18 protein-coding genes are annotated in these 18,230 nt (G+C 43.2%); 4 read left to right on the forward strand and 14 right to left on the reverse strand.

Going from position 1 to position 18,230, the window contains the following annotated elements:
• Window position 1: 1 nt before the first annotated feature.
• From DFP79_RS05845 to miaB, 4 genes are read right to left on the reverse strand one after another with little or no spacing between them, the layout of a single operon-like run.
• Window positions 2-868 carry an HlyC/CorC family transporter gene (locus tag DFP79_RS05845; protein WP_133503003.1) on the reverse strand — a complete coding sequence of 289 codons (867 nt, stop codon included), beginning with the start codon at window positions 866-868 and terminating at the stop codon, window positions 2-4.
• 12 nt (window positions 869-880) lie between these two features.
• Window positions 881-1,348: an rRNA maturation RNase YbeY gene (gene ybeY, locus DFP79_RS05850; RefSeq protein ID WP_133503004.1), complete on the reverse strand. Its 468-nt coding sequence runs from the start codon at window positions 1,346-1,348 to the stop codon at window positions 881-883.
• Between the two features lie 2 nt (window positions 1,349-1,350).
• Window positions 1,351-2,397: a PhoH family protein gene (locus DFP79_RS05855; protein ID WP_133503005.1), complete on the reverse strand. Its 1,047-nt coding sequence runs from the start codon at window positions 2,395-2,397 to the stop codon at window positions 1,351-1,353.
• 51 nt (window positions 2,398-2,448) lie between these two features.
• Window positions 2,449-3,801: a tRNA (N6-isopentenyl adenosine(37)-C2)-methylthiotransferase MiaB gene (miaB, locus tag DFP79_RS05860; RefSeq protein ID WP_133503006.1), complete on the reverse strand. Its 1,353-nt coding sequence runs from the start codon at window positions 3,799-3,801 to the stop codon at window positions 2,449-2,451.
• Window positions 3,802-3,988: 187 nt separating this feature from the next.
• Between miaB and DFP79_RS05865 the strand changes: the two genes are divergently transcribed.
• Complete coding sequence (locus DFP79_RS05865; RefSeq protein WP_133503007.1) at window positions 3,989-4,681, forward strand: hypothetical protein; 693 nt, start codon at window positions 3,989-3,991, stop codon at window positions 4,679-4,681.
• Here the strand turns inward: DFP79_RS05865 and DFP79_RS05870 are convergent.
• The 3 genes from DFP79_RS05870 to DFP79_RS05880 form a co-directional block, all read right to left on the reverse strand.
• Window positions 4,678-5,310: an OmpA family protein gene (locus DFP79_RS05870; protein ID WP_133503008.1), complete on the reverse strand. Its 633-nt coding sequence runs from the start codon at window positions 5,308-5,310 to the stop codon at window positions 4,678-4,680. The genes DFP79_RS05865 and DFP79_RS05870 overlap by 4 nt on opposite strands.
• A gap of 352 nt (window positions 5,311-5,662) precedes the next feature.
• Window positions 5,663-6,289: an OmpA family protein gene (locus tag DFP79_RS05875; protein ID WP_133503009.1), complete on the reverse strand. Its 627-nt coding sequence runs from the start codon at window positions 6,287-6,289 to the stop codon at window positions 5,663-5,665.
• Window positions 6,290-6,416: 127 nt separating this feature from the next.
• The gene (locus DFP79_RS05880; RefSeq protein ID WP_133503010.1) at window positions 6,417-6,869 is read right to left on the reverse strand and encodes an EVE domain-containing protein; all 453 of its coding nucleotides are present in this window, start codon (window positions 6,867-6,869) and stop codon (window positions 6,417-6,419) included.
• A gap of 242 nt (window positions 6,870-7,111) precedes the next feature.
• Here DFP79_RS05880 and DFP79_RS05885 point away from each other — a divergent pair, with 242 nt between their 5' ends.
• A complete protein-coding gene (locus tag DFP79_RS05885) occupies window positions 7,112-8,212 on the forward strand; it encodes an HD domain-containing phosphohydrolase (RefSeq protein ID WP_133503011.1) in 1,101 nt (366 codons plus the stop codon).
• Window positions 8,213-8,315: 103 nt separating this feature from the next.
• The gene (locus tag DFP79_RS05890) at window positions 8,316-9,209 is read left to right on the forward strand and encodes a histone deacetylase family protein (protein WP_243730210.1); all 894 of its coding nucleotides are present in this window, start codon (window positions 8,316-8,318) and stop codon (window positions 9,207-9,209) included.
• A gap of 7 nt (window positions 9,210-9,216) precedes the next feature.
• Here DFP79_RS05890 and DFP79_RS05895 read toward each other — a convergent pair whose 3' ends face one another.
• The 3 genes from DFP79_RS05895 to DFP79_RS05905 form a co-directional block, all read right to left on the reverse strand.
• Window positions 9,217-9,855, reverse strand: coding sequence for an RluA family pseudouridine synthase (locus DFP79_RS05895; RefSeq protein ID WP_133503013.1), 639 nt, complete (start codon window positions 9,853-9,855; stop codon window positions 9,217-9,219).
• 34 nt (window positions 9,856-9,889) lie between these two features.
• Complete coding sequence (rapA, locus tag DFP79_RS05900; protein WP_133503014.1) at window positions 9,890-12,712, reverse strand: RNA polymerase-associated protein RapA; 2,823 nt, start codon at window positions 12,710-12,712, stop codon at window positions 9,890-9,892.
• Window positions 12,713-12,799: 87 nt separating this feature from the next.
• The gene (locus DFP79_RS05905; RefSeq protein ID WP_133503015.1) at window positions 12,800-13,414 is read right to left on the reverse strand and encodes a YigZ family protein; all 615 of its coding nucleotides are present in this window, start codon (window positions 13,412-13,414) and stop codon (window positions 12,800-12,802) included.
• 106 nt (window positions 13,415-13,520) lie between these two features.
• Here DFP79_RS05905 and DFP79_RS05910 point away from each other — a divergent pair, with 106 nt between their 5' ends.
• Window positions 13,521-14,807 carry a DNA recombination protein RmuC gene (locus DFP79_RS05910; RefSeq protein WP_133503016.1) on the forward strand — a complete coding sequence of 429 codons (1,287 nt, stop codon included), beginning with the start codon at window positions 13,521-13,523 and terminating at the stop codon, window positions 14,805-14,807.
• Between the two features lie 101 nt (window positions 14,808-14,908).
• On the opposite strand, the gene DFP79_RS05915 is transcribed toward DFP79_RS05910, so the two are convergent.
• From DFP79_RS05915 to ybfE, 4 genes are all read right to left on the reverse strand, one after another.
• Window positions 14,909-16,078: a cation diffusion facilitator family transporter gene (locus tag DFP79_RS05915; protein WP_133503017.1), complete on the reverse strand. Its 1,170-nt coding sequence runs from the start codon at window positions 16,076-16,078 to the stop codon at window positions 14,909-14,911.
• 169 nt (window positions 16,079-16,247) lie between these two features.
• Window positions 16,248-17,156 (reverse strand): recombination-associated protein RdgC, encoded by a 909-nt coding sequence (locus DFP79_RS05920; RefSeq protein ID WP_133503018.1) that lies wholly within the window; start codon window positions 17,154-17,156, stop codon window positions 16,248-16,250.
• 3 nt (window positions 17,157-17,159) lie between these two features.
• Window positions 17,160-17,738, reverse strand: a complete 579-nt coding sequence (locus tag DFP79_RS05925) for a thymidine kinase (RefSeq protein ID WP_133503019.1) — start codon at window positions 17,736-17,738, stop codon at window positions 17,160-17,162.
• Between the two features lie 59 nt (window positions 17,739-17,797).
• Complete coding sequence (ybfE, locus tag DFP79_RS05930) at window positions 17,798-18,121, reverse strand: LexA regulated protein (protein WP_133503020.1); 324 nt, start codon at window positions 18,119-18,121, stop codon at window positions 17,798-17,800.
• Between the last annotated feature and the right edge of the window lie 109 nt (window positions 18,122-18,230).

An 18,230-nucleotide genomic window follows, 5' to 3' on the forward strand; every position in this document is an offset into this window, starting at 1 on the left:
GTTAGCTCGCTTCGTCCTGAGAAGATTGAGTTACTTGAATCGTTTTGACGCGGCGTCCATCGGATTTAACAATGCTGAAGTGGAAACCATCCAATTCTATTTCTTCCCCTCGGTTGGGGACATGACCAAATTGTTGGACGATGATTCCACCAATGGTATCGAACTCTTCTTCGCTCAGGTCGGTTTTGAAAAAGTCGTTAAAATCTTCAATAGAGCATAAAGCAGGAACAAGAAAGACATTTTCGTCTTCTGTTGTTTGAATGCCTTCATTGTCTAATTTGTCGGTTTCATCTTCAATTTCGCCAACGATCTGTTCAAGAACATCTTCAATGGTAACGAGACCTGACACACTGCCATATTCGTCCAAAACAATGGCCATATGGTAACGTTTGGTTCTAAATTCATTTAATAAGACGTTTAGGCGCTTACTTTCAGGGATGAAGTTTGCTGGGCGCAAGCGAGCCAGTAAATCGTCATCGTCAATTTCACCGTCTTTGAAGAGCAAAGGCAGAAGGTCTTTTGCCAGCAATACCCCTAGTATTTCATCAGAATCTTCGCCAACGACTGGGAAGCGTGAATGCGATGAATCAATAACTTTTCGAATCGACGTTTTTGGATCGTCTTCAGATTTAATAACGATCATCTGAGAGGGCGGAATCATAATGTCGCGAGCTTGAACTTCAGAAACTTCCAATGCGCCTTCGGCTATAGAAAATGCATCTTGGTCAATGACCTCCGATTTCACTGCAGTGTCTAGTAGATTTATAATGTCTTTTCTACTTCTCGGTTCGTCATTAAAGGCTTGCGCTAAACGTTCGAACCAGGATTTTTGATGATCACTGGAGCTACTCGATCGATCTTCACTCATTGTTGTAAGAACTCACTCTACTAATAAATATGGGTCTGGGATGTTTAGGGAGGCTAGGATTTGAACTTCCAAGGCTTCCATTTCTTCTGCTTCATCTTCCTTTATATGATCATAACCACGTAAATGCAATACGCCATGCACGACCATATGACACCAATGATGATTTAAATCCTTTTTTTGTTCTTGGGCTTCTTGCTCAACAACTTGTCGGCAAATGACTAAATCGCCTAATAATGGGAGCTCGACCCCCTCTGGGACTTCAAAAGGAAAGGATAAAACGTTCGTCGGTTTGTTTTTACCACGGTATTCATTATTTAGCGTTTGGCTTTCTTCTTCGTCCACCAAACGTATTGTCATTTCATAACACGTATCGCTGTCTTTTGGCAGAGCTGACTCTGCCCACAATTCGAACTCTTTTAGAGTTGGAAGCCCAGTGCTTTCCTGTGTTGCTACTTGGAGGTCTAAATCCACATTTTGCATGTTTATTTGTCTGCCTCACGGTTTTCTGCGGCTTTTGCTTTTTCGCGTTCTAGAGCTTTTTCTTTTTTCTCGACTTCTTGCTCTTCGTCAAACTTATCATAGGCTTCAACGATGCGTTGAACGAGTGGATGACGCACGACATCTGCAGATGCGAATTGAGTCATGCTAATGCCATTGACGTTATCTAGTACATACATAGCGTGAGCAAGGCCTGAAGAGGTGCCACGGGGTAAGTCAATCTGAGTGCGGTCGCCGGTTATGACAGCAGTCGACCCAAATCCAATACGCGTTAGAAACATCTTCATTTGTTCGCGTGTCGTATTTTGGCTTTCGTCGAGAATAATGAAGGAGTTGTTCAGCGTCCGACCGCGCATAAAGGCGAGCGGGGCGATTTCGATCACATTCTTTTCAATTAGCTTATCTACCAGCTCAAATCCAAGCATTTCATATAAAGCGTCGTAGAGGGGGCGTAAGTACGGGTCGATTTTTTGAGTCAGATCTCCCGGAAGGAATCCCAGCTTTTCTCCCGCTTCTACGGCTGGACGAACCAACATTATGCGCTCTACTTTATCCGCTTCTAATGCTTCAACAGCGCAAGCCACCGCCAGATACGTTTTACCTGTACCTGCGGGGCCAATGCCGAAATTAATGTCGTGTTTACGAATTTGTTTAACGTAGTTTTGTTGGTTTATACCTTTAGGCTTGATATAGGCCTTACGCGTTTTTATGACCAACGCATCTTTTTCTGGCCTGCCTTTCGCAAGCGCTTCTATTGCCGATTCTTGCAAATACAGATGGATTGTCTCAGCAGAGATTTCTTTTTGCGCCAAAGCTTCACGATAGATGTTTTGCAGCAATATTTTTGCCGCTGCCACTCGGTCTGAATCTAAACCGCTAATGTTGAAAATTTCACCACGGTACTGAATCGTAATATCGAGGCGTTTTTCAATCAGTTTTAGGTGCTCGTCCAGTTGTCCGCATAGTGCTGAAATAGCCGGAGCCTCCACGGGCTCCAGTCGCAATTGTTGTGTGGTTTGGGTTGTTTCCAAGTGAGACCTTTTCCTTGCTGAGTGTGTCGATAAAATACGTTATCGGCCGACTTAAAGTTGATAATCGTCGTCAAGTTCTGATCCGGCCAATTCTCCCAGTAGAGAGTTTGGATAGGCGTCAGTAATGACGACATCGGCAAACTTACCAATTAATTTTGGATCATCTGCTCGGAAATTAACAATACGATTGTTTTCTGTTCGTCCTTGAAGCTGACCCGGATCACGAGGTGAATAACCGCTTACAAGAATGCGCTCTATGTTGCCGACCATGTTAAGACTGATATCGTAGGCTTGTTGTGAAATACGACGCTGCAAAATAGCGAGACGTTCTTTCTTCACTTCTTCTGGCGTATCATCTTCGAGATCGGAAGCGGGTGTACCAGGACGTTGGCTATAGACAAAACTGAAAGAATGATCGAAACCAATTTCTTGAATCAAGTTCATAGTATCAATGAAGTCTTCATCGGTTTCACCTGGGAACCCAATGATAAAGTCGGAAGATAGGCTGATACCGGGGCGAGCGTCTTTAATTCGATTGATTTTGTCAATGTAATATTGACGGTCGTGTCCGCGCTTCATAGCGCTTAATACATTGTTCGCGCCACTTTGAACCGGCAAGTGCAAATGACTTACTAGCTTTGGTTCCGTGCGGAAGGCATCGATTAGACTGTCTGTAAACTCAACAGGGTGTGACGTTGTGAAGCGAATGCGCTCGACGCCGTCTATACGAGCAATAGCGTGAATGATATCAGCGAGGTCTGCCTCGTCACCGTCCTGGGTTTCCCCGCGGTAGGCATTGACGTTTTGACCTAATAGGTGGATTTCACGTACGCCTTGTTCTGAAAGCTGCGACACTTCCTTTAAAACATCTTCATAAGGGCGACTGACTTCTTCGCCACGAGTGTAAGGTACCACACAAAATGTACAGTACTTGCTGCAGCCTTCCATAACAGAAACAAAGGCTTCAGCGCCTTCTACACGAGGTGCAGGCAGGTGATCAAACTTTTCAATTTCGGGAAAGGTTACATCCGTAATTGGAATGTGTGTTGCGGCGGCATCGACCATTTCTGGAAGTTTGTGCAGGGTCTGAGGGCCAAAGATCATGTCCACATGCTTGGCACGCTTTCGGATGTTGTCGCCTTCTTGGCTTGCAACGCAGCCACCCACACCAATAACAAGATCTGGGTTTTTCTCTTTCAGTTTTTTCCACCGCCCGAGCTGGTGGTATACTTTGTCTTGAGCCTTTTCACGAATGGAGCATGTATTCAAGAGAAGTACGTCTGCTTCATCAGCATTCTCAGTGATTTCCATTTCGTGACTATCACCCAACAAATCTGCCATACGAGACGAATCATACTCGTTCATCTGGCAGCCGTGAGTTTGAATGAATAATTTTTTTGCCATGTAAATCTGTAAACCTACAAAATGTGTCGAATGACTTTGCGCACATTATATTGGGCTTTAAGGCGGAATCCCAGTAGCAAGTCGAACTATTACACTTTAAAGCAAACCTTTGAGGTGTATGGTAGGCGACATTTCACTATTGTTTGCATAAAATAAACGGTAGATGAGTTAAAGTTAGGGAGAATGGGTGCGTAAATTAATTGGGTTGAGCGGTATAGCATTGCTTTTTTGTTACGGTGCTCAGGCCGCTGAAAAGTTAGAATTGCCAAACTTTGAGGTCGGCATCGGTGCTGGCAGTGTGCCTAAATCTAAAGCGTATGATTTGGATTTAACGATTAATGTGCCACTTCCGTATTACCTAAGTGGGCAAATATTGCTCGACAGTGACTATATTAGTGGCGATGGCCGGCTGGGAAGTTATGCACAATCTGAGTTTTCTGGTTTGTTGTATCTGCGCAATCGCGACGGCAGGTTAGGGTTTGGGTTAGGGACTAAGCAGCACAAACCAAGAAATCAAAATTTAGAGAGCAAAACCACAGTCATTGGACGCGCCTCTGCAGCGCTTTTTTTCGGTGATTTTACGTTTTCTACTATGTATGTTAATTACGATACGGATTTAGATAACACTTCGTCAAATGAATCGGGTTTTACGTATTTCGCTTCCGAACATAAAAGTGTGTCTCTCTATCGAGAGGTGTTTGATAACGAGGAAGCATGGCGTATTGAAATGGCCTCCAGATACGATGATGAGGGCTTATCGAGTATTCGTATGATTGTGCGGGACGGCTCTTCGGATGAATCTTTTTACCTTGCACTTCAATATCGATACTATTTCGACAGTCAATATACCCTAAAAGAAAGAGACCGTTTGTTCTATTAGCGCTTTACGCTGTATGCGTCGCCAGGTGTTTTGTAATCCCAGACGGTCCATCTGAGTTTCGGGTAAATTTCTTTCATTTCGTATTTAGAGACTACCGTTGCTTGAACGCGACGATTTCTTTTGCGGTCTATGTCGGAATTATTGGGGTTTAAAGGTCGAGCCTCTCCATATCCTAACGCAACAATGCGATTTATATTTATTTTGAACTTTTCAGAAAGTGCGTTTGCAATGGATTGTGCTCGTTGTTGGGAAAGTATTTCATTCGCTTCATCGTTGCCTATGTCATCCGTGTGCCCCGTGATAACAGCTATGGTCTCGGGGTTTTTCTGAAGGAACTTTCCTAATTCAACTAAGCCAGAATAAAACTCAGTCTTAAGTTCGTATTTACCTGTTTCGAAGTGAACGTCTAGCTCACTTGATAGTTGCTTTATGGAGTGTCCGGGACACCCGTTATTATCAACTAGGCTTTTTATAGGCGTGTTTGGGCAGTTGTCGCGAGCGTCGATGACGCCGTCTTTATCTTGGTCTTGTAAGCGAATTGATATATTGGGATTGTAAAGGTTGCTAGCATGGTTGCTTATTGATACGAAAAACAAGCACAAAGAAACACTTATAGGCATCCATTTCATACGTAAAATTCCATTTTGTATAAATATTAGTCGATTAATCTATCAGGTTTTGTGCGAAAAACAACCTATTATTTACGGGGAAAGTAGTATATTACTATTTTTTGTCGGTGGGCTTGGGCGGCAGAAAAGTTAGAGTTGCCAAATTTGGAGGTAGCGTCGATGCGGAGCGTGTGCTCTGACCTAAAGTGTGTTTTTTATAGGAAGGTGCTTGATAACAAGGAGAGTGAGAAGGTTTATTGTAGATTGGCTTGACTGCGCGAGATGATTCTTCCGGTGAATCTTGATATCTCGCAATTTAATATCGCTACTGCTTCGATTGATCGCATCCCTTCAAAGAAAAGGGTCATCTGTTTTATTGTTTAATGTTGGAGCCGTCGCCAGGTGTTTTATAATCCCATACCGTCCATCTGAGCTTTGGGTACATCTCTTTAATTTCGTATTTCGAAACGACCATTGCTTGAACGCGACGGTTTTTCATTCGCTCTATGTCGGAATTATTTGGGCGTAACGGACGAGCGTCGCCATACCCTAATGCGATGATACGATTTATATCTATTTTAAACTTATCTGAAAGTGCGTTTGCAATAGATTGTGCTCGTCGTTGAGAGAGTATTTCATTTGCTTCATCACTGCCTACATCATCGGTGTGTCCCGTTATAATAGCAATGCTTTCAGGGTTTTTTTGAAGGAACTTTCCTAGTTCAACTAAACCAGAGTAAAACTCTGTTTTAAGTTCATATTTACCTGTTTCGAAATGAACGTCTAGTTCGCTAGATAGATGTTTGCTTGTATTGCTAGGACATCCGTCGTTATCAACTAGGCTTTGTATCGTGGTATTTGGACAATCATCTCTAGCATCGATTACACCGTCTTTATCTTGGTCTTGTAAGCGAGTAGATATGTTGGGGTCGTAAAGGTTGTTTGCAAAACTGCAAATAGGCATTAAAAATAGAGAAACGCTGAGTAACGTCCGTTTCATATTTAATATTCCATATCACGTGAATGTTAATAAGTGTAATTTATCAGAATATTGATACAAAACAACTAATTATGCCTTTTTTCCTATGGTTTTATCATTATACTTAGTATGTTTTTTGGTTATATCTTTAGGTTTGTGACATCAGAATATGTTGTGCGTGCTCTCTTGATAGCGGAAGAATAGACAAGCGATTACCTTTTTCCAAGAGTTTGAAACCGACTAGGGCATGGTCACTTTTCATTTCTTTTAAGGAAAGAGGAGTTTTCCATTTAGCCTGAAATGTGATGTCGACCATAAACCATCTTGGGTTATCTCGCGTGGATTTAGCGTCAAAGTAGGCGCTGTTTTCATCCCAACTGGTGTGATCTGGATACGCTTCTTTGCTTACTTTGGCTGTCCCTACAATGCTGGGTACTTTGCAGCTAGAATGGTAAAAGAAGATGATGTCATCGGTACGCATTTCTCTCATAAAGTTGCGAGCCTGGTAGTTTCTAACGCCATCCCAGGGTGAAGATTTCATCATTTCTAAATCATCGATAGAAAATGCATCCGGTTCTGATTTCATAAGCCAGTAATTCACAAAAAACACTCCTGTATTTGCACAATAAAACAATCATTTGATTCATAATTGAGTAGATTGTAACTACAATGAGGCATGTAAGTGAATGAAGGCTGCAAAAATGCATGTCACTGGTTGTTTGGCTGTCCAACGAATAGGCATAAACAGAAATTCTTTATCACTTATTGTTCCTATTAAACTGAAGCTTAGGAGACAGAATCGTAGCTTTTAGAAGGAACAACTATTAGCAACGGAAAATGAATATGAGCCAATTTGCGTGTAAAGAGTTTTCAGCGTTAGATAAAGAGCTTAAAGACGATCTCTTAGAGTGTTATCGCGAAGCACAGCAGGAAATTGAAGAGGCAATAAACGATATCGAGGATAACGGCTTTTCATTTGATAAGCTGGATAATTTATTTCGCTCTCTTCATAGTATGAAAGGGAATTGTTCAGTCTGTTTCCTAGATCCGCTTGTTGATGCCTTGCATAGACTAGAAGAGATCGTTGATGGTATGCGCGGTGGGTATATTAAATATGATTACCACCTCGGCGTACTCATTAATGTTGTGATTGAGCATGTTTATGCGCTTTTGCTTGATTTATATAAGCATCACGGTGCTGACACTGCCCAGATACAGCTGATTCAAAATCACCTCGACATGATTTATTCAGAAGAGGAGGATGCTAGACGTCCAGATTTGGCGGAAGAATTTGTCGCACTTCTTGTAGACGGTGCAAATGAAGCGAAAAAAGACAATTCATCCCAAAGCTTTGTTACGAAAGTTGAATTCACACAGACTCAGCAGGCTGACATTGACCTGTTTAAAGGATTCAGCTCGCGTTTGAATCGTCTCTTGGGGTACTCGCCCGAACGGGGTGAGCGTATTCTTAAGCTCGCACAGTTAATAAATAATGAATGTGCTAAGCCGGTTGATCCGGTGCAGCTATGTGCTGCAGCCTATATGCATAATATGGGTATGGCGATGATTTTAAAATGCAAAGACGATGACGAAGCGCGGGCACAAGCTGAACGAAATCATCCGCTGGTTGGAGCGCAGTTGTTAAGCAAGCATGAAGGTTGGGATGATGCGACGGCAATGGTAAGCGCCTATCAAGAGTGGTTTGATGGTACAGGCTATCCTGAAGGTTTGGTTGGGCCTCTTATTCCTCAAGGTGCTGTTATTTTGGCGATGGCGGTTAAGTTTATAGACGTTGTTTGGGGTAAATCAGGCGACGAATATAAAAAGAGTGCAATGCGAGCGATTCAAAAGGTAAATCAGCAAAGCGGTAAGCGCTTTCCTCCTCACTTGATAGATTCGTTTAACAAAGGGATTCGAAAAGTGCTTGTTGCGCGCAGCAAGTAAATTTACATTTTAAATTATTTAAATCGCGTGTAATGTCATTGTGATACCTTTTGTTTACCATCCAAATTACTCTATCGAGTTTCCAGATAACCATCGATTTCCTATGTCCAAGTTTAGACTGCTTGCAGAACATCTCTCTAAACTTGGTTTACTCACGTCTGAGAACTGCCATGAGCCATCACCGTTATCGTTAGCAACCTTGATGCGTGCTCATGATAAGCAATACGTCCAGCGTTTTGTGCGAGGTCAGCTGACGCCTAAGGAGGAAAGGGAAATAGGCTTGCCTTGGAGTGAGTGGCTGGTGGAAAGAACGTTGCGAGCTGTTTCTGGTACGATTCTGACGGCTGAATTGGCACTAGAAACGAAGTTGGCGTGTCACTTAGCAGGTGGGACTCATCATGCTCACCCGACTCACGGAGCGGGCTTTTGCATTTTTAACGATCTGGCGGTAGCTTCTAAGGATTTAATATACAGGGGGCTTGCTGAAAAAGTCATGATTCTAGACTGCGACGTACATCAAGGCGATGGAACGGCCGCTTTTTTTGCTAACGAAGATCGCATTATTCCTGTTTCTTGGCATTGTTATGAAAATTATCCAATCGATAAAAACCCTAATGGTGTCAATGTTGCCATTCCTAAAAGGGCGGATGGGGCACTTTATTTGTCCGTTCTGCGCGAAACTTTACCTCGGTTGTTGTTGAAGCATCAGCCAGATTTCATATTTTATGACGCGGGCATCGATGTGCATGTAGACGATAGGTTGGGTTTTCTGACCTTAACAGACGACGATATACGTGAAAGAGATCGCTACGTTATTGAAACCTGTTTAGATCTGGGATTGCCTGTCGCCTGTGTGATTGGCGGTGGCTACGATCGCCAAGAATGGAAAGTAGCGCAAAGACACAGTCTTCTTCATCAGGTCGCTTCAGAAATCTGGTATGAGAGGGGGTTGAGTTCAATGCCTTCTATGTCTTCCTCTTTTCCTTCCAATCATTGATATCTTATTAATCTAAAAACGAGCATGGCGCTACAAACTTTACCCATGCAGACGTAAAGGGATGAGCGAATTCTATGCGATAGGCATGGAGGAGTAAGCGTTTATCCTGAGTACTGTATTGGTCGTCATAAAATTCATCTCCCACAATGGAATGTCCTAAGCTTTGCATATGAACGCGCAGTTGATGGGATCGACCTGTGATGGGCGAAAGGCTCAATAATGTGTTCTCACCTTCGGCTTTAATGGGATTCCACTCTGTAATGGCATCTTTGCCCCATTCAGTGCAGATCATTTGTCGCGGGCGGTTTGGCCAATCGCAACGTAATGGTTTTCGAACCGATCCATGGCTTCCCGCAGGGTGTCCTCGAACAACAGCAAGGTATTCTTTCTCGACTTCTTTCTCTCGAAAAGACTTGTACATTCGTTTTTGGCATTCAAGGCTCTTTGCAACGAGGATTAAGCCGGACGTCGAGTAATCTAATCGATGGACGGCGAAAGCCTCACCACAATAAAGCTCAGCACGATGTAAGATTGAATCCAGCTTCTCTGGGCCTCTTCCTGGTACTGATAAGCAATTTTCAGGCTTATTCAGTACCAGAAGCCATTCATCTTCGTAGAGGATGTCTAAAATTGGAAGGTTATCCACAGTCGTAGTGCAGCCTGTTACAAACCAAACCCGATTATTCGGGTTTGGTGGTTAGAATGATACGAATTCCATCTAGACGTATCTGGTGTTCGTCTATACGTTGAAGGCCTTCGCTCAGATTGACTTCAAGCTGCTCTATGTCTTCTTGAGATACAGATTTGTTTTGCGTCCGAAGTTCGCACAGTCGGTCGATTTCACTCTGCCAGCGGTGTTTGTAATCTTCTTTCGCCTCATGAACCATGGGTCTTGCAAGCTCTTGAGCATTTAGCTGATGAGCTTGCAGTAATTCAATAAGATCTTTTCGTAAGGCTGCAACCCACTGTTCAGCAACTCGGTTAGGTACGCCTTTTAGCTTTTCTGCCCATTTCTCAGGAGTAAACTGATGATGCAGGAATTTTGCGTTCTTATCCGATAATTGCCACATTGGTGTCATAGGTAGAGACTGCGCCAGTTTAAGTCTTGGGTGCGCGCTGGCTTCAATGACAAACATGGTTTCGAGCAGTACAGTTCCTTCTGGAAGCGCGGCAATTGGCAGAATGGCAGACGTTAATTTGCCAGAATCAAAGTTTTGTACTTCGTCCATGAGCATGTTGATCAATGGGTGTTCCCATGTTGCAAAGGCGACGTCTTCCCGTTGGCTCGCTTGACGGCGGTTAAGTACCAATGCTTTCCCATCGTCGTCTATTCCCGGAAGTGCTTCTACCATCATGTCGCTGGACGGGCGCAAAAACCATGATGATTGATCTGGTGAGTCATTTAAGCAGTCTGCGTAAATGTTAAAAGCATGCGTGACCTGTTCAATGTAGTCGTGCAACCCTTGAGTCGCTTCGTCATTAATGTGGTCGATTAACTGTGCTGCACGGTCTGGGCGACACGATGTCATTTCGAGTAGTCTATTTCGACCTTCATCTAATTGTTTAAGCAAGCTTTCATGGAATGCCTTTGCTTCCAATAGCAGGCTTTTATCTTCGTCTTGACCCGTGATGAAAGCGTGTAATGGCTCTTTAAAAGCTGCATTTACTTTGTCGCCGGCGCTGGTGGTGCGTTCAAACGAATTCAGAGCGTGGTGATACCACTGGAATAAACGCTCTTGAACACTGTCCTTTATATAAGGGATGTGGATTTCCACCGTATTTCTTTGTCCCAAGCGGTCAAGGCGACCGATACGTTGTTCAAGAAGATCTGGGTGTTCTGGTAGATCGTACATAACCAAATTATGGCTAAATTGGAAGTTACGCCCTTCACTGCCAATTTCTGAACATACTAGAATTTGAGCGCCTTCGTCATCAGCAAAATAAGCCGCGGCTCGGTCACGATGAATTAATGGCATTTGCTCGTGGAAATCAGCGCTTTGGAAGCCTGAAAACGTTAGTTGATCATTTAGCCACTGAGCCATATCGGCCGTATGACAAATAACCAGTACTTTTTCTGCCTGACACTCTAGAAACTCTTTTAACCAAACCCAGCGCGGGTCCAGTTCCCAGAGTCCGTGATCGACTTCCATCTCAGGAAGAGTGTGTCGCGTCGCAGAATCAAAATGCTCGTTATTCTCTAAAGGATAAGTGTTTAAGTGGCGCTCTGGAAAGCCGCCAATGGCTGCGCGCGTGTTGCGGAACACTTCTCGGCCAGTACCATGCTGGTCAATAAGCCAGTTGATTGCGTCTTTGGCTGCTTGTACTCGTGTTTTTTGATCTTGGCTTTCTAAATTGTCGAACCAATCTTTAAGTTTTACATTTTCAAGGTAGTTACCAAACAGCGTTTTCCAATCGGTATCAGATGGCTCAAAACTCTCTTCAGTCAGTGGAAGAAGGGCTTCAGCCTGTTCCGCTGCTGCTTTGAACTCTCCCTGCTGGGCTTGATAAGCATCAAAGTCATGGTATCGGTCTGGGTCGATAAGCTGAAGGCGTGAAAAGTGCTCGCGTTCACCTGTTTGTTCAGGTGTTGCGCTCAAAAGCAATAAGGATTCGGTATTGTCGGCTAATCGAGCCACAAGTTGATACCCAATACTTGGCGTGTCGGGATCCCATGACAAGTGATGGGCTTCGTCGACGATAACAATATCCCATTCAGAAGCAATCATGTGTTGTGCGGCTTTGCCATGCTGGCAGACAAAGTCGATGGGTGCTATTACGAAGGGTTGTTGATCGAAGGGATTGTCGTCGCCTTCCATAAAGTCTTCGTAGACGGATTCGTTGATAAGGGAGAAAGGCTGATGGAAACGGCGTAACATTTCAACAAGCCACTGATGTTGTAAGTTCGTGGGTGTTAAGATCAGTGCGCGTTTGCTTAAGCCATTCATTACTCTGTGATGAAGAATCAACCCCGCTTCAAGTGTTTTCCCCATGCCGACTTCATCACACAGCAAAGCGCGAGAGCGTGGGCGGTTAGCGATATCATGAGCAAGATATATTTGATGAGGCAGTAACTCGGCTTTTAGCCCCATGAGACCGCGGACAGGGGATGCGGCTAATTTGGCTTGATGTTCCAGTGTTTTTCTACGTAGGTCGAACCACATGCGGCGTGCAGGCGAGAGCGCGAGTATTGAGTCTAGCTCGTTCTTGTCGTTGCGAGGAAAAGCGATTTCAGATTCGTCTAGCCACTCAGGGCCAACCTTGTAAAACGTCAAATTATCGACTTCTTTAATATCACTGACAGTAAACGCTTCGTTTTCGAACAGTAGTTGATCGCCAATCGTTAGGGTGCGGCGTACTAAACTGGTTTGGGAAATGGAATAATTACGCTCAATTTCAGAGTCTGAGAAATATAAGGTAAAGGATTTGCTTTGAGTTTCAATAATAGTGCCGACACCCAAATCAGGTTCATTTCGGCTACTCCAGCGTTGTCCAGTTTGATACATAATTCGTTTTCCAGTTTCTCTTTTTAAGGGCTTTGATCTATTCATGTTCGAAGTTTGAAAGGATCGGTTAACTTCGGTTTTATTCAATTAATCCATTGGGGTAACGATGTCGATACTTCCCTGACATAGGTCGACAAGTGTTGCTCGGTTCTCGCTCCAAGTTCGTTCGATAACTGCGAGCGATATTTCTATGTGTTCGTTATATTGTTTGTCACTGATTTCAATATCGCTGTTCTCTAGCCAATATTCAACTTTACCTAGCAAAGGATAGGCTATTTTGATTGTAATATTGACCCGAGGGTAAACCTGTTCATGTTCCAGTTGCGTTAACGCTTCTTGAACGGCTTGGCTGTATGCACGTACTAATCCACCTGCGCCAAGCTTTATTCCACCAAAATAACGTGTAACCACGACGGTGATTTCACCAAAATCTGAATGTTGTAAAACATTAAGCATGGGTTTTCCGGCCGTACCTTTGGGTTCGCCATCGTCGCTTTGATCCCAAAGATGGGCATTGTTAGGTAGGCCCGCAACAAACGCCCAGCAATGATGGTTGGCATCTGGATAGCGTTCACGCAATACGTTAATGAAATGTTTCGCTTCTTCACGGCCTTTTGTTCGTTTTATAGTCGTAATGAATTGACTGTTTTTTATCTCTAGGTCGAAACGTTGCTCGTGAGTTGGGCTTAGATAGTAATCCATGTAAACTTCATTTAACGTTCTGTTTTTAAAAACACTTTTTATCTCGTTCGAATTGATATATCGGGTTCGCGATAACAGTGGTCATTATTTGGTGGATTATAATTATATGTCAGATTGGGTTCTTCAATCTTCAAATTGGATATTAATTGCTGCGGTCTCAAGTGTGCTTGTAACCTTGTTTGCGACAGCGTGTATTGTACAGCGTATACGTCGCCAGTGGCAGCTTGACAGTCAAAAAAACAGGGACGAATTATCGAATAAAACGCTGCTTCTTAATCAGGCACGTGAACAAATCCATATTTTGGAAAAAGAGTCTCTTACTCTTGAGCAGCAATTTGCAGCAGCTCAAGCGGTCTGGCAGGAAAAAGAGCTGTTCTTTCAGGAGCAGAAAAAACAAAATGAGATGCATTTTCGGCAAATGGCGAATGACATAATGCGACAGCAGGGGGAGCATTTAGCGAAAGAAAATGAGCGTCAATTGGGCAGTTTGTTAAACCCTCTTGGAAGCCAGATTCAAAAATTTCAGGAAAAAGTTGAAAAAAGCTATGACGACGAAGCTCGAGAGCGTTTCTCGCTTGTGCGTGAGATCCGTAATCTTCAACAGCTAAATCAAAAAATTAGTGATGATGCGCTGTCGTTAACGCAAGCATTGAAAGGGCAAAATAAAATTCAAGGTGGTTGGGGAGAAGTCATTCTTGAACGGATACTAGAGCGTTCTGGCTTAGAAAAAGGGCGGGAGTACGAAGTTCAAGTTTCTGCTCAAAATGAAGAAGGGCGTCGATTGCAACCAGACGTTGTCATCTATCTTCCTGAAGGCAAACAAATTATTGTTGATTCAAAGATGGTTCTGGTCAGTTATCTTGCATACGTAGAAGCTGAGTCAGATGAGGAAAGGCAAGCGGCGTTAAGGCTGCATTTAGACGCAGTGAAGCGCCATATGAAAGAGCTAAGTGCTAAATCCTATCAAGACTTGCCGGGTGTTAGTTCAGTAGACTTTGTTTTAATGTTTATTCCCATCGAAGCCGCATTTGGCTTGGCATTACAGGCGGACAATGGCCTGTTTGGAGAAGCGTTCGAGCACAATATTATTATTGTAGGGCCCTCTAATTTACTGGCTACTTTGCGAACCATACAGAATATTTGGCGTAACGAGAAACAAAGTCAAAATGCCATCGAAATAGCACGTCAAGCAGGAGCGATGTACGATAAATTTGCTAGTTTTGTTGAAGATGTAGAAGAGGTGGGTTCTCGTCTTGAGCAGGCGAGTCGATCTCAAGAGCAAGCAATGAAAAAACTACTGTCTGGGCGAGGCAATTTAGTTACGCGTGCAGAGCGCTTAAAGGAGATGGGGGCGAAAACATCAAAGTCTCTGCCTAAAGAGCTTGATGAATAACTGGGTATTGAGCGCTGTGTGTAGGCAGTGATGAATTGTTGATATAAGCAAAAAGCCAAAGAATAGGTGTTCAATCTATTCTTTGGGTCTACTTTTCAGTTTTACTCGCTGTCGTATGACCAAACTACTGAGTGGTGTTGACCGTAAGGCAGACTGTTAAGGTCCATTTTTAGACCATTTGTTTTCATTTCTTGAGCGGATAATTCAACCTTGCTTGCCAGAGCATGGATAACAATGCTCAACGAGTTATCCAGATAATGCAGTTGAGTTCTGTTTAAGTCGATGTAGTCTTTGTGAAGACGCAATACAAAGCCTAAATCTGCTAGAACTTGATCTCGTGCGGGCATATTGAGTTGAACGGGTTTTGTTAGCTCTTCATGGGGGAGCGAATCTGCTTTTTGAATTCTCTCGTCTGTATCAACGTGAACCAGCACATCTTGAACTTGAGGGTGTGCTTTCTTGATCGTATAAACGACCAAATCGCTGAGGTAGTGTCCTTCGCTGACGCTTGCATGTGCGGGTACGTGAATATGAAGATCTAAATAAATTTTCCCGGCCATTGAGCGAGCTCGCATGTCGTGGGGAGCCATCACATTTTGTAGGCTATCGACGGTGTTGCGTATATTGTTAATAACTTTAGGATCGGGTGCTGTATCAACAAGTTCGTTAACATTTTCCCAAATCATAGAAAATGCTATTTTGCCGATTAATAATGCAACTACGATAGAGGCTAATGTATCAGCCCATTGATAACCTAAAAATACACCGCCTAATCCAATTAATACTGCAACGGAAGAAAAAGCGTCAGTTCGGCTGTGCCACGCATTTGCAATGAGCAGTCGGCTGTGGATTTTTTCTCCGGCGCGCTTTGTATAGTGAAACAGTATTTCTTTGACGATAATTGTCAGCAATAGACTGGCGATTCCGTACCAGGTAACGCTTGCTTGAGAAGAGTAAGCCAAAGAGTCGAACACGATGCCTGCTGCAACAACGATAAGGATAATGCCAAGGACGACGGTGGCAAGGGTTTCGTACCTTAAGTGCCCGTACGGATGATTTTCGTCCGGTGCTTGTCGAGCCCGGGAGGTGGCGATCAGCACGAGCGCATCTGTTAATAAATCGGATAAAGAATGGACGCCGTCTGCGATTAGAGCCTGAGACTGTGAAAAGTATCCAGCCAAAATTTTAGCGACGCCTAGTAGGGCATCGCCTACCGCGCCTACTAAGGTTACTTTTTTGGTAATTTGTTGTTCTTTAACCAATTTATTCATATTTCATTCTAATTTAAGTTTTTTTCAGCGTTTTTCTAGATTGAGAATAACTCACGATATAGGTGAATTTACACAAAACGTTTGCCATGTCTGGTGTGGCAAACGTTCTCCCCAAGCTTATCCACGAAATCTGTGGAAAACGTAACATGTGGATTGTTTTTTGTCGCCCTTATTCGTTGTCTGATGAAATTTCAAACCACTGTGAAAGTGATTCGAATAGTTCGCGTAACGTTAGTGACATTAGAGCGAAGTTTGCGTCCATATCAGCTAAACCTCCGCCCTGTGAATCATTAAATGCTGCGTCTTTTAATGTGTCGTCAAATTTTACTTTTCGTAGCGTTAAATCGTCATGAAGAACAAACGATACTTTATCAGTCCATTTTAATGCCAAGTTTTTAACAGACATACCTTGCTGAAGGTGTTGCGTTACATCTTCGGAAAGTGGCTCCAATGATTTGAAGCGGATTTTTGCTTTATCTTCTGAGCTGTCTTGTATTTCACACTCGTCGCCCGTTTCTAGGCTTGCAGGGACATCATTCTTTATGAGCCAGTCGGTCATAATTGACGTGGGTGAAACTTGAGCTTGTAGCGGAGTCATAGGGAAGCTGCCGAGAGTCGTCTGCAAGTGCTTAAACAGCAGTTCGGTCATTCCTGCGTTGGTGCTGTTCAAGACGAGTATTTTTGCTTTCAGGTCGATGTATCCCCAAATATCTGAGCGTTTAGAGAATGCTCTTGGGCGAAGCGTAAAGACTAGCTCGTCTTTAAGGTCTTGCTTTTCTTTACGGCCGACTTTACGGCCTTCCACGAGCTCAATCTCTGAGACTTTGGCTTCAAGCTCTTCACGTACAACGGCCGCAGGCAGCACTTTCTCTTCTTTTCCTGCTCTGAAAAGTAGGCATCGATCGCTTGCCAGTGTCCACTGCTCGCTGTTTCTGATGAGTGGCATCCAACCAAACGAGTGTTCTTCTTGTGATCCGCATTCTTTTAATGGGAATTCAGGAATCTTGCTGACCAGCTCGTTTGTATCGAGGCTTTCGGTATCTTTTAAATGAAAGATCTGTACGTTTTTAAACCACATAATTTATCCTCTTACCGCCTCTCTAAAGTGTTTTCTGCAAACGGATAAATAACGGTCGTTTCCGCCGATTTCTACCTGTGCACCTTCTTTTACTGGAACGCCATTGATGTCCAATCTAACGACCATGGTGGCTTTGCTTCCACAATGACAAACCGTTTTCAATTCTATTAATTTATCAGCCCATGCTAGCAATGCTTGGCTTCCTTCAAACAGTTCGCCTTGGAAGTCTGTTCGAATACCGAAAGCCAATACTGGAATGTCTAGCTCATCGACAACATCGCAAAGTTGCTCTACTTGATCTTTTGTTAAAAATTGCGACTCATCGATCAAAATACAGCCTAATGTGCTGTTTTTGTGTTCTTCACGGATCAATGTGTACATATCTGTATTGCTGTTAAACGTTGTCGCTTCTGCAGATATTCCAATTCGTGAACTTATGGTGCCAGACACATATCGATCATCAATGGCAGCCGTAAACAGTTGTACTTTCATTCCTCTTTCACGGTAGTTATGAGCGGATTGAAGCAATGCTGTTGATTTGCCTGCATTCATTGCAGAGTAGTAGTAATAGAGTTTTGCCATGTCTTTATCTCATAACGTACACATATTTACAGGAAGTAGAATTAGGTAATAGAAATGTTCTATTTTTTCGTTACTTTTTGCTTCTTCTCAGATGAAGGGATTTCTTTTTTAAATTTAGACTTTGAATAAGCTAAAGCAACTTGCATAGTTAACCACTCAGCACGTTTTAATTCGTTTAAGTCGCATAACGCATCAAGCTTTTGGATTGTTTCGTCGTCTAAAACAATTTCGAGCCTTTTAAACCCCGCAGCCTTATCTTTTTCTCGTTGTAAGCGTTTGTTCAGTTTTAGCTGGTCTTTACGGCTTAACGGATGTGTTTTCGGTCTGCCACGTGTCTGTCCAAACAGGTCAATCGTATTTCGGTCGGAAGAGGCTTTGGCCATTGCTGTGTATAAACCTTAATCAAGTCGGATTTTGAATAGGGCGATATGATATATGGGATATTCTGAGTCGCAACAAAAATCGACAGTTTTATCGATAATGCAAAAGGCC

Origin of the sequence: Marinomonas balearica, assembly GCF_004362145.1 — a bacterium.
GTDB lineage: Bacteria > Pseudomonadota > Gammaproteobacteria > Pseudomonadales > Marinomonadaceae > Marinomonas > Marinomonas balearica.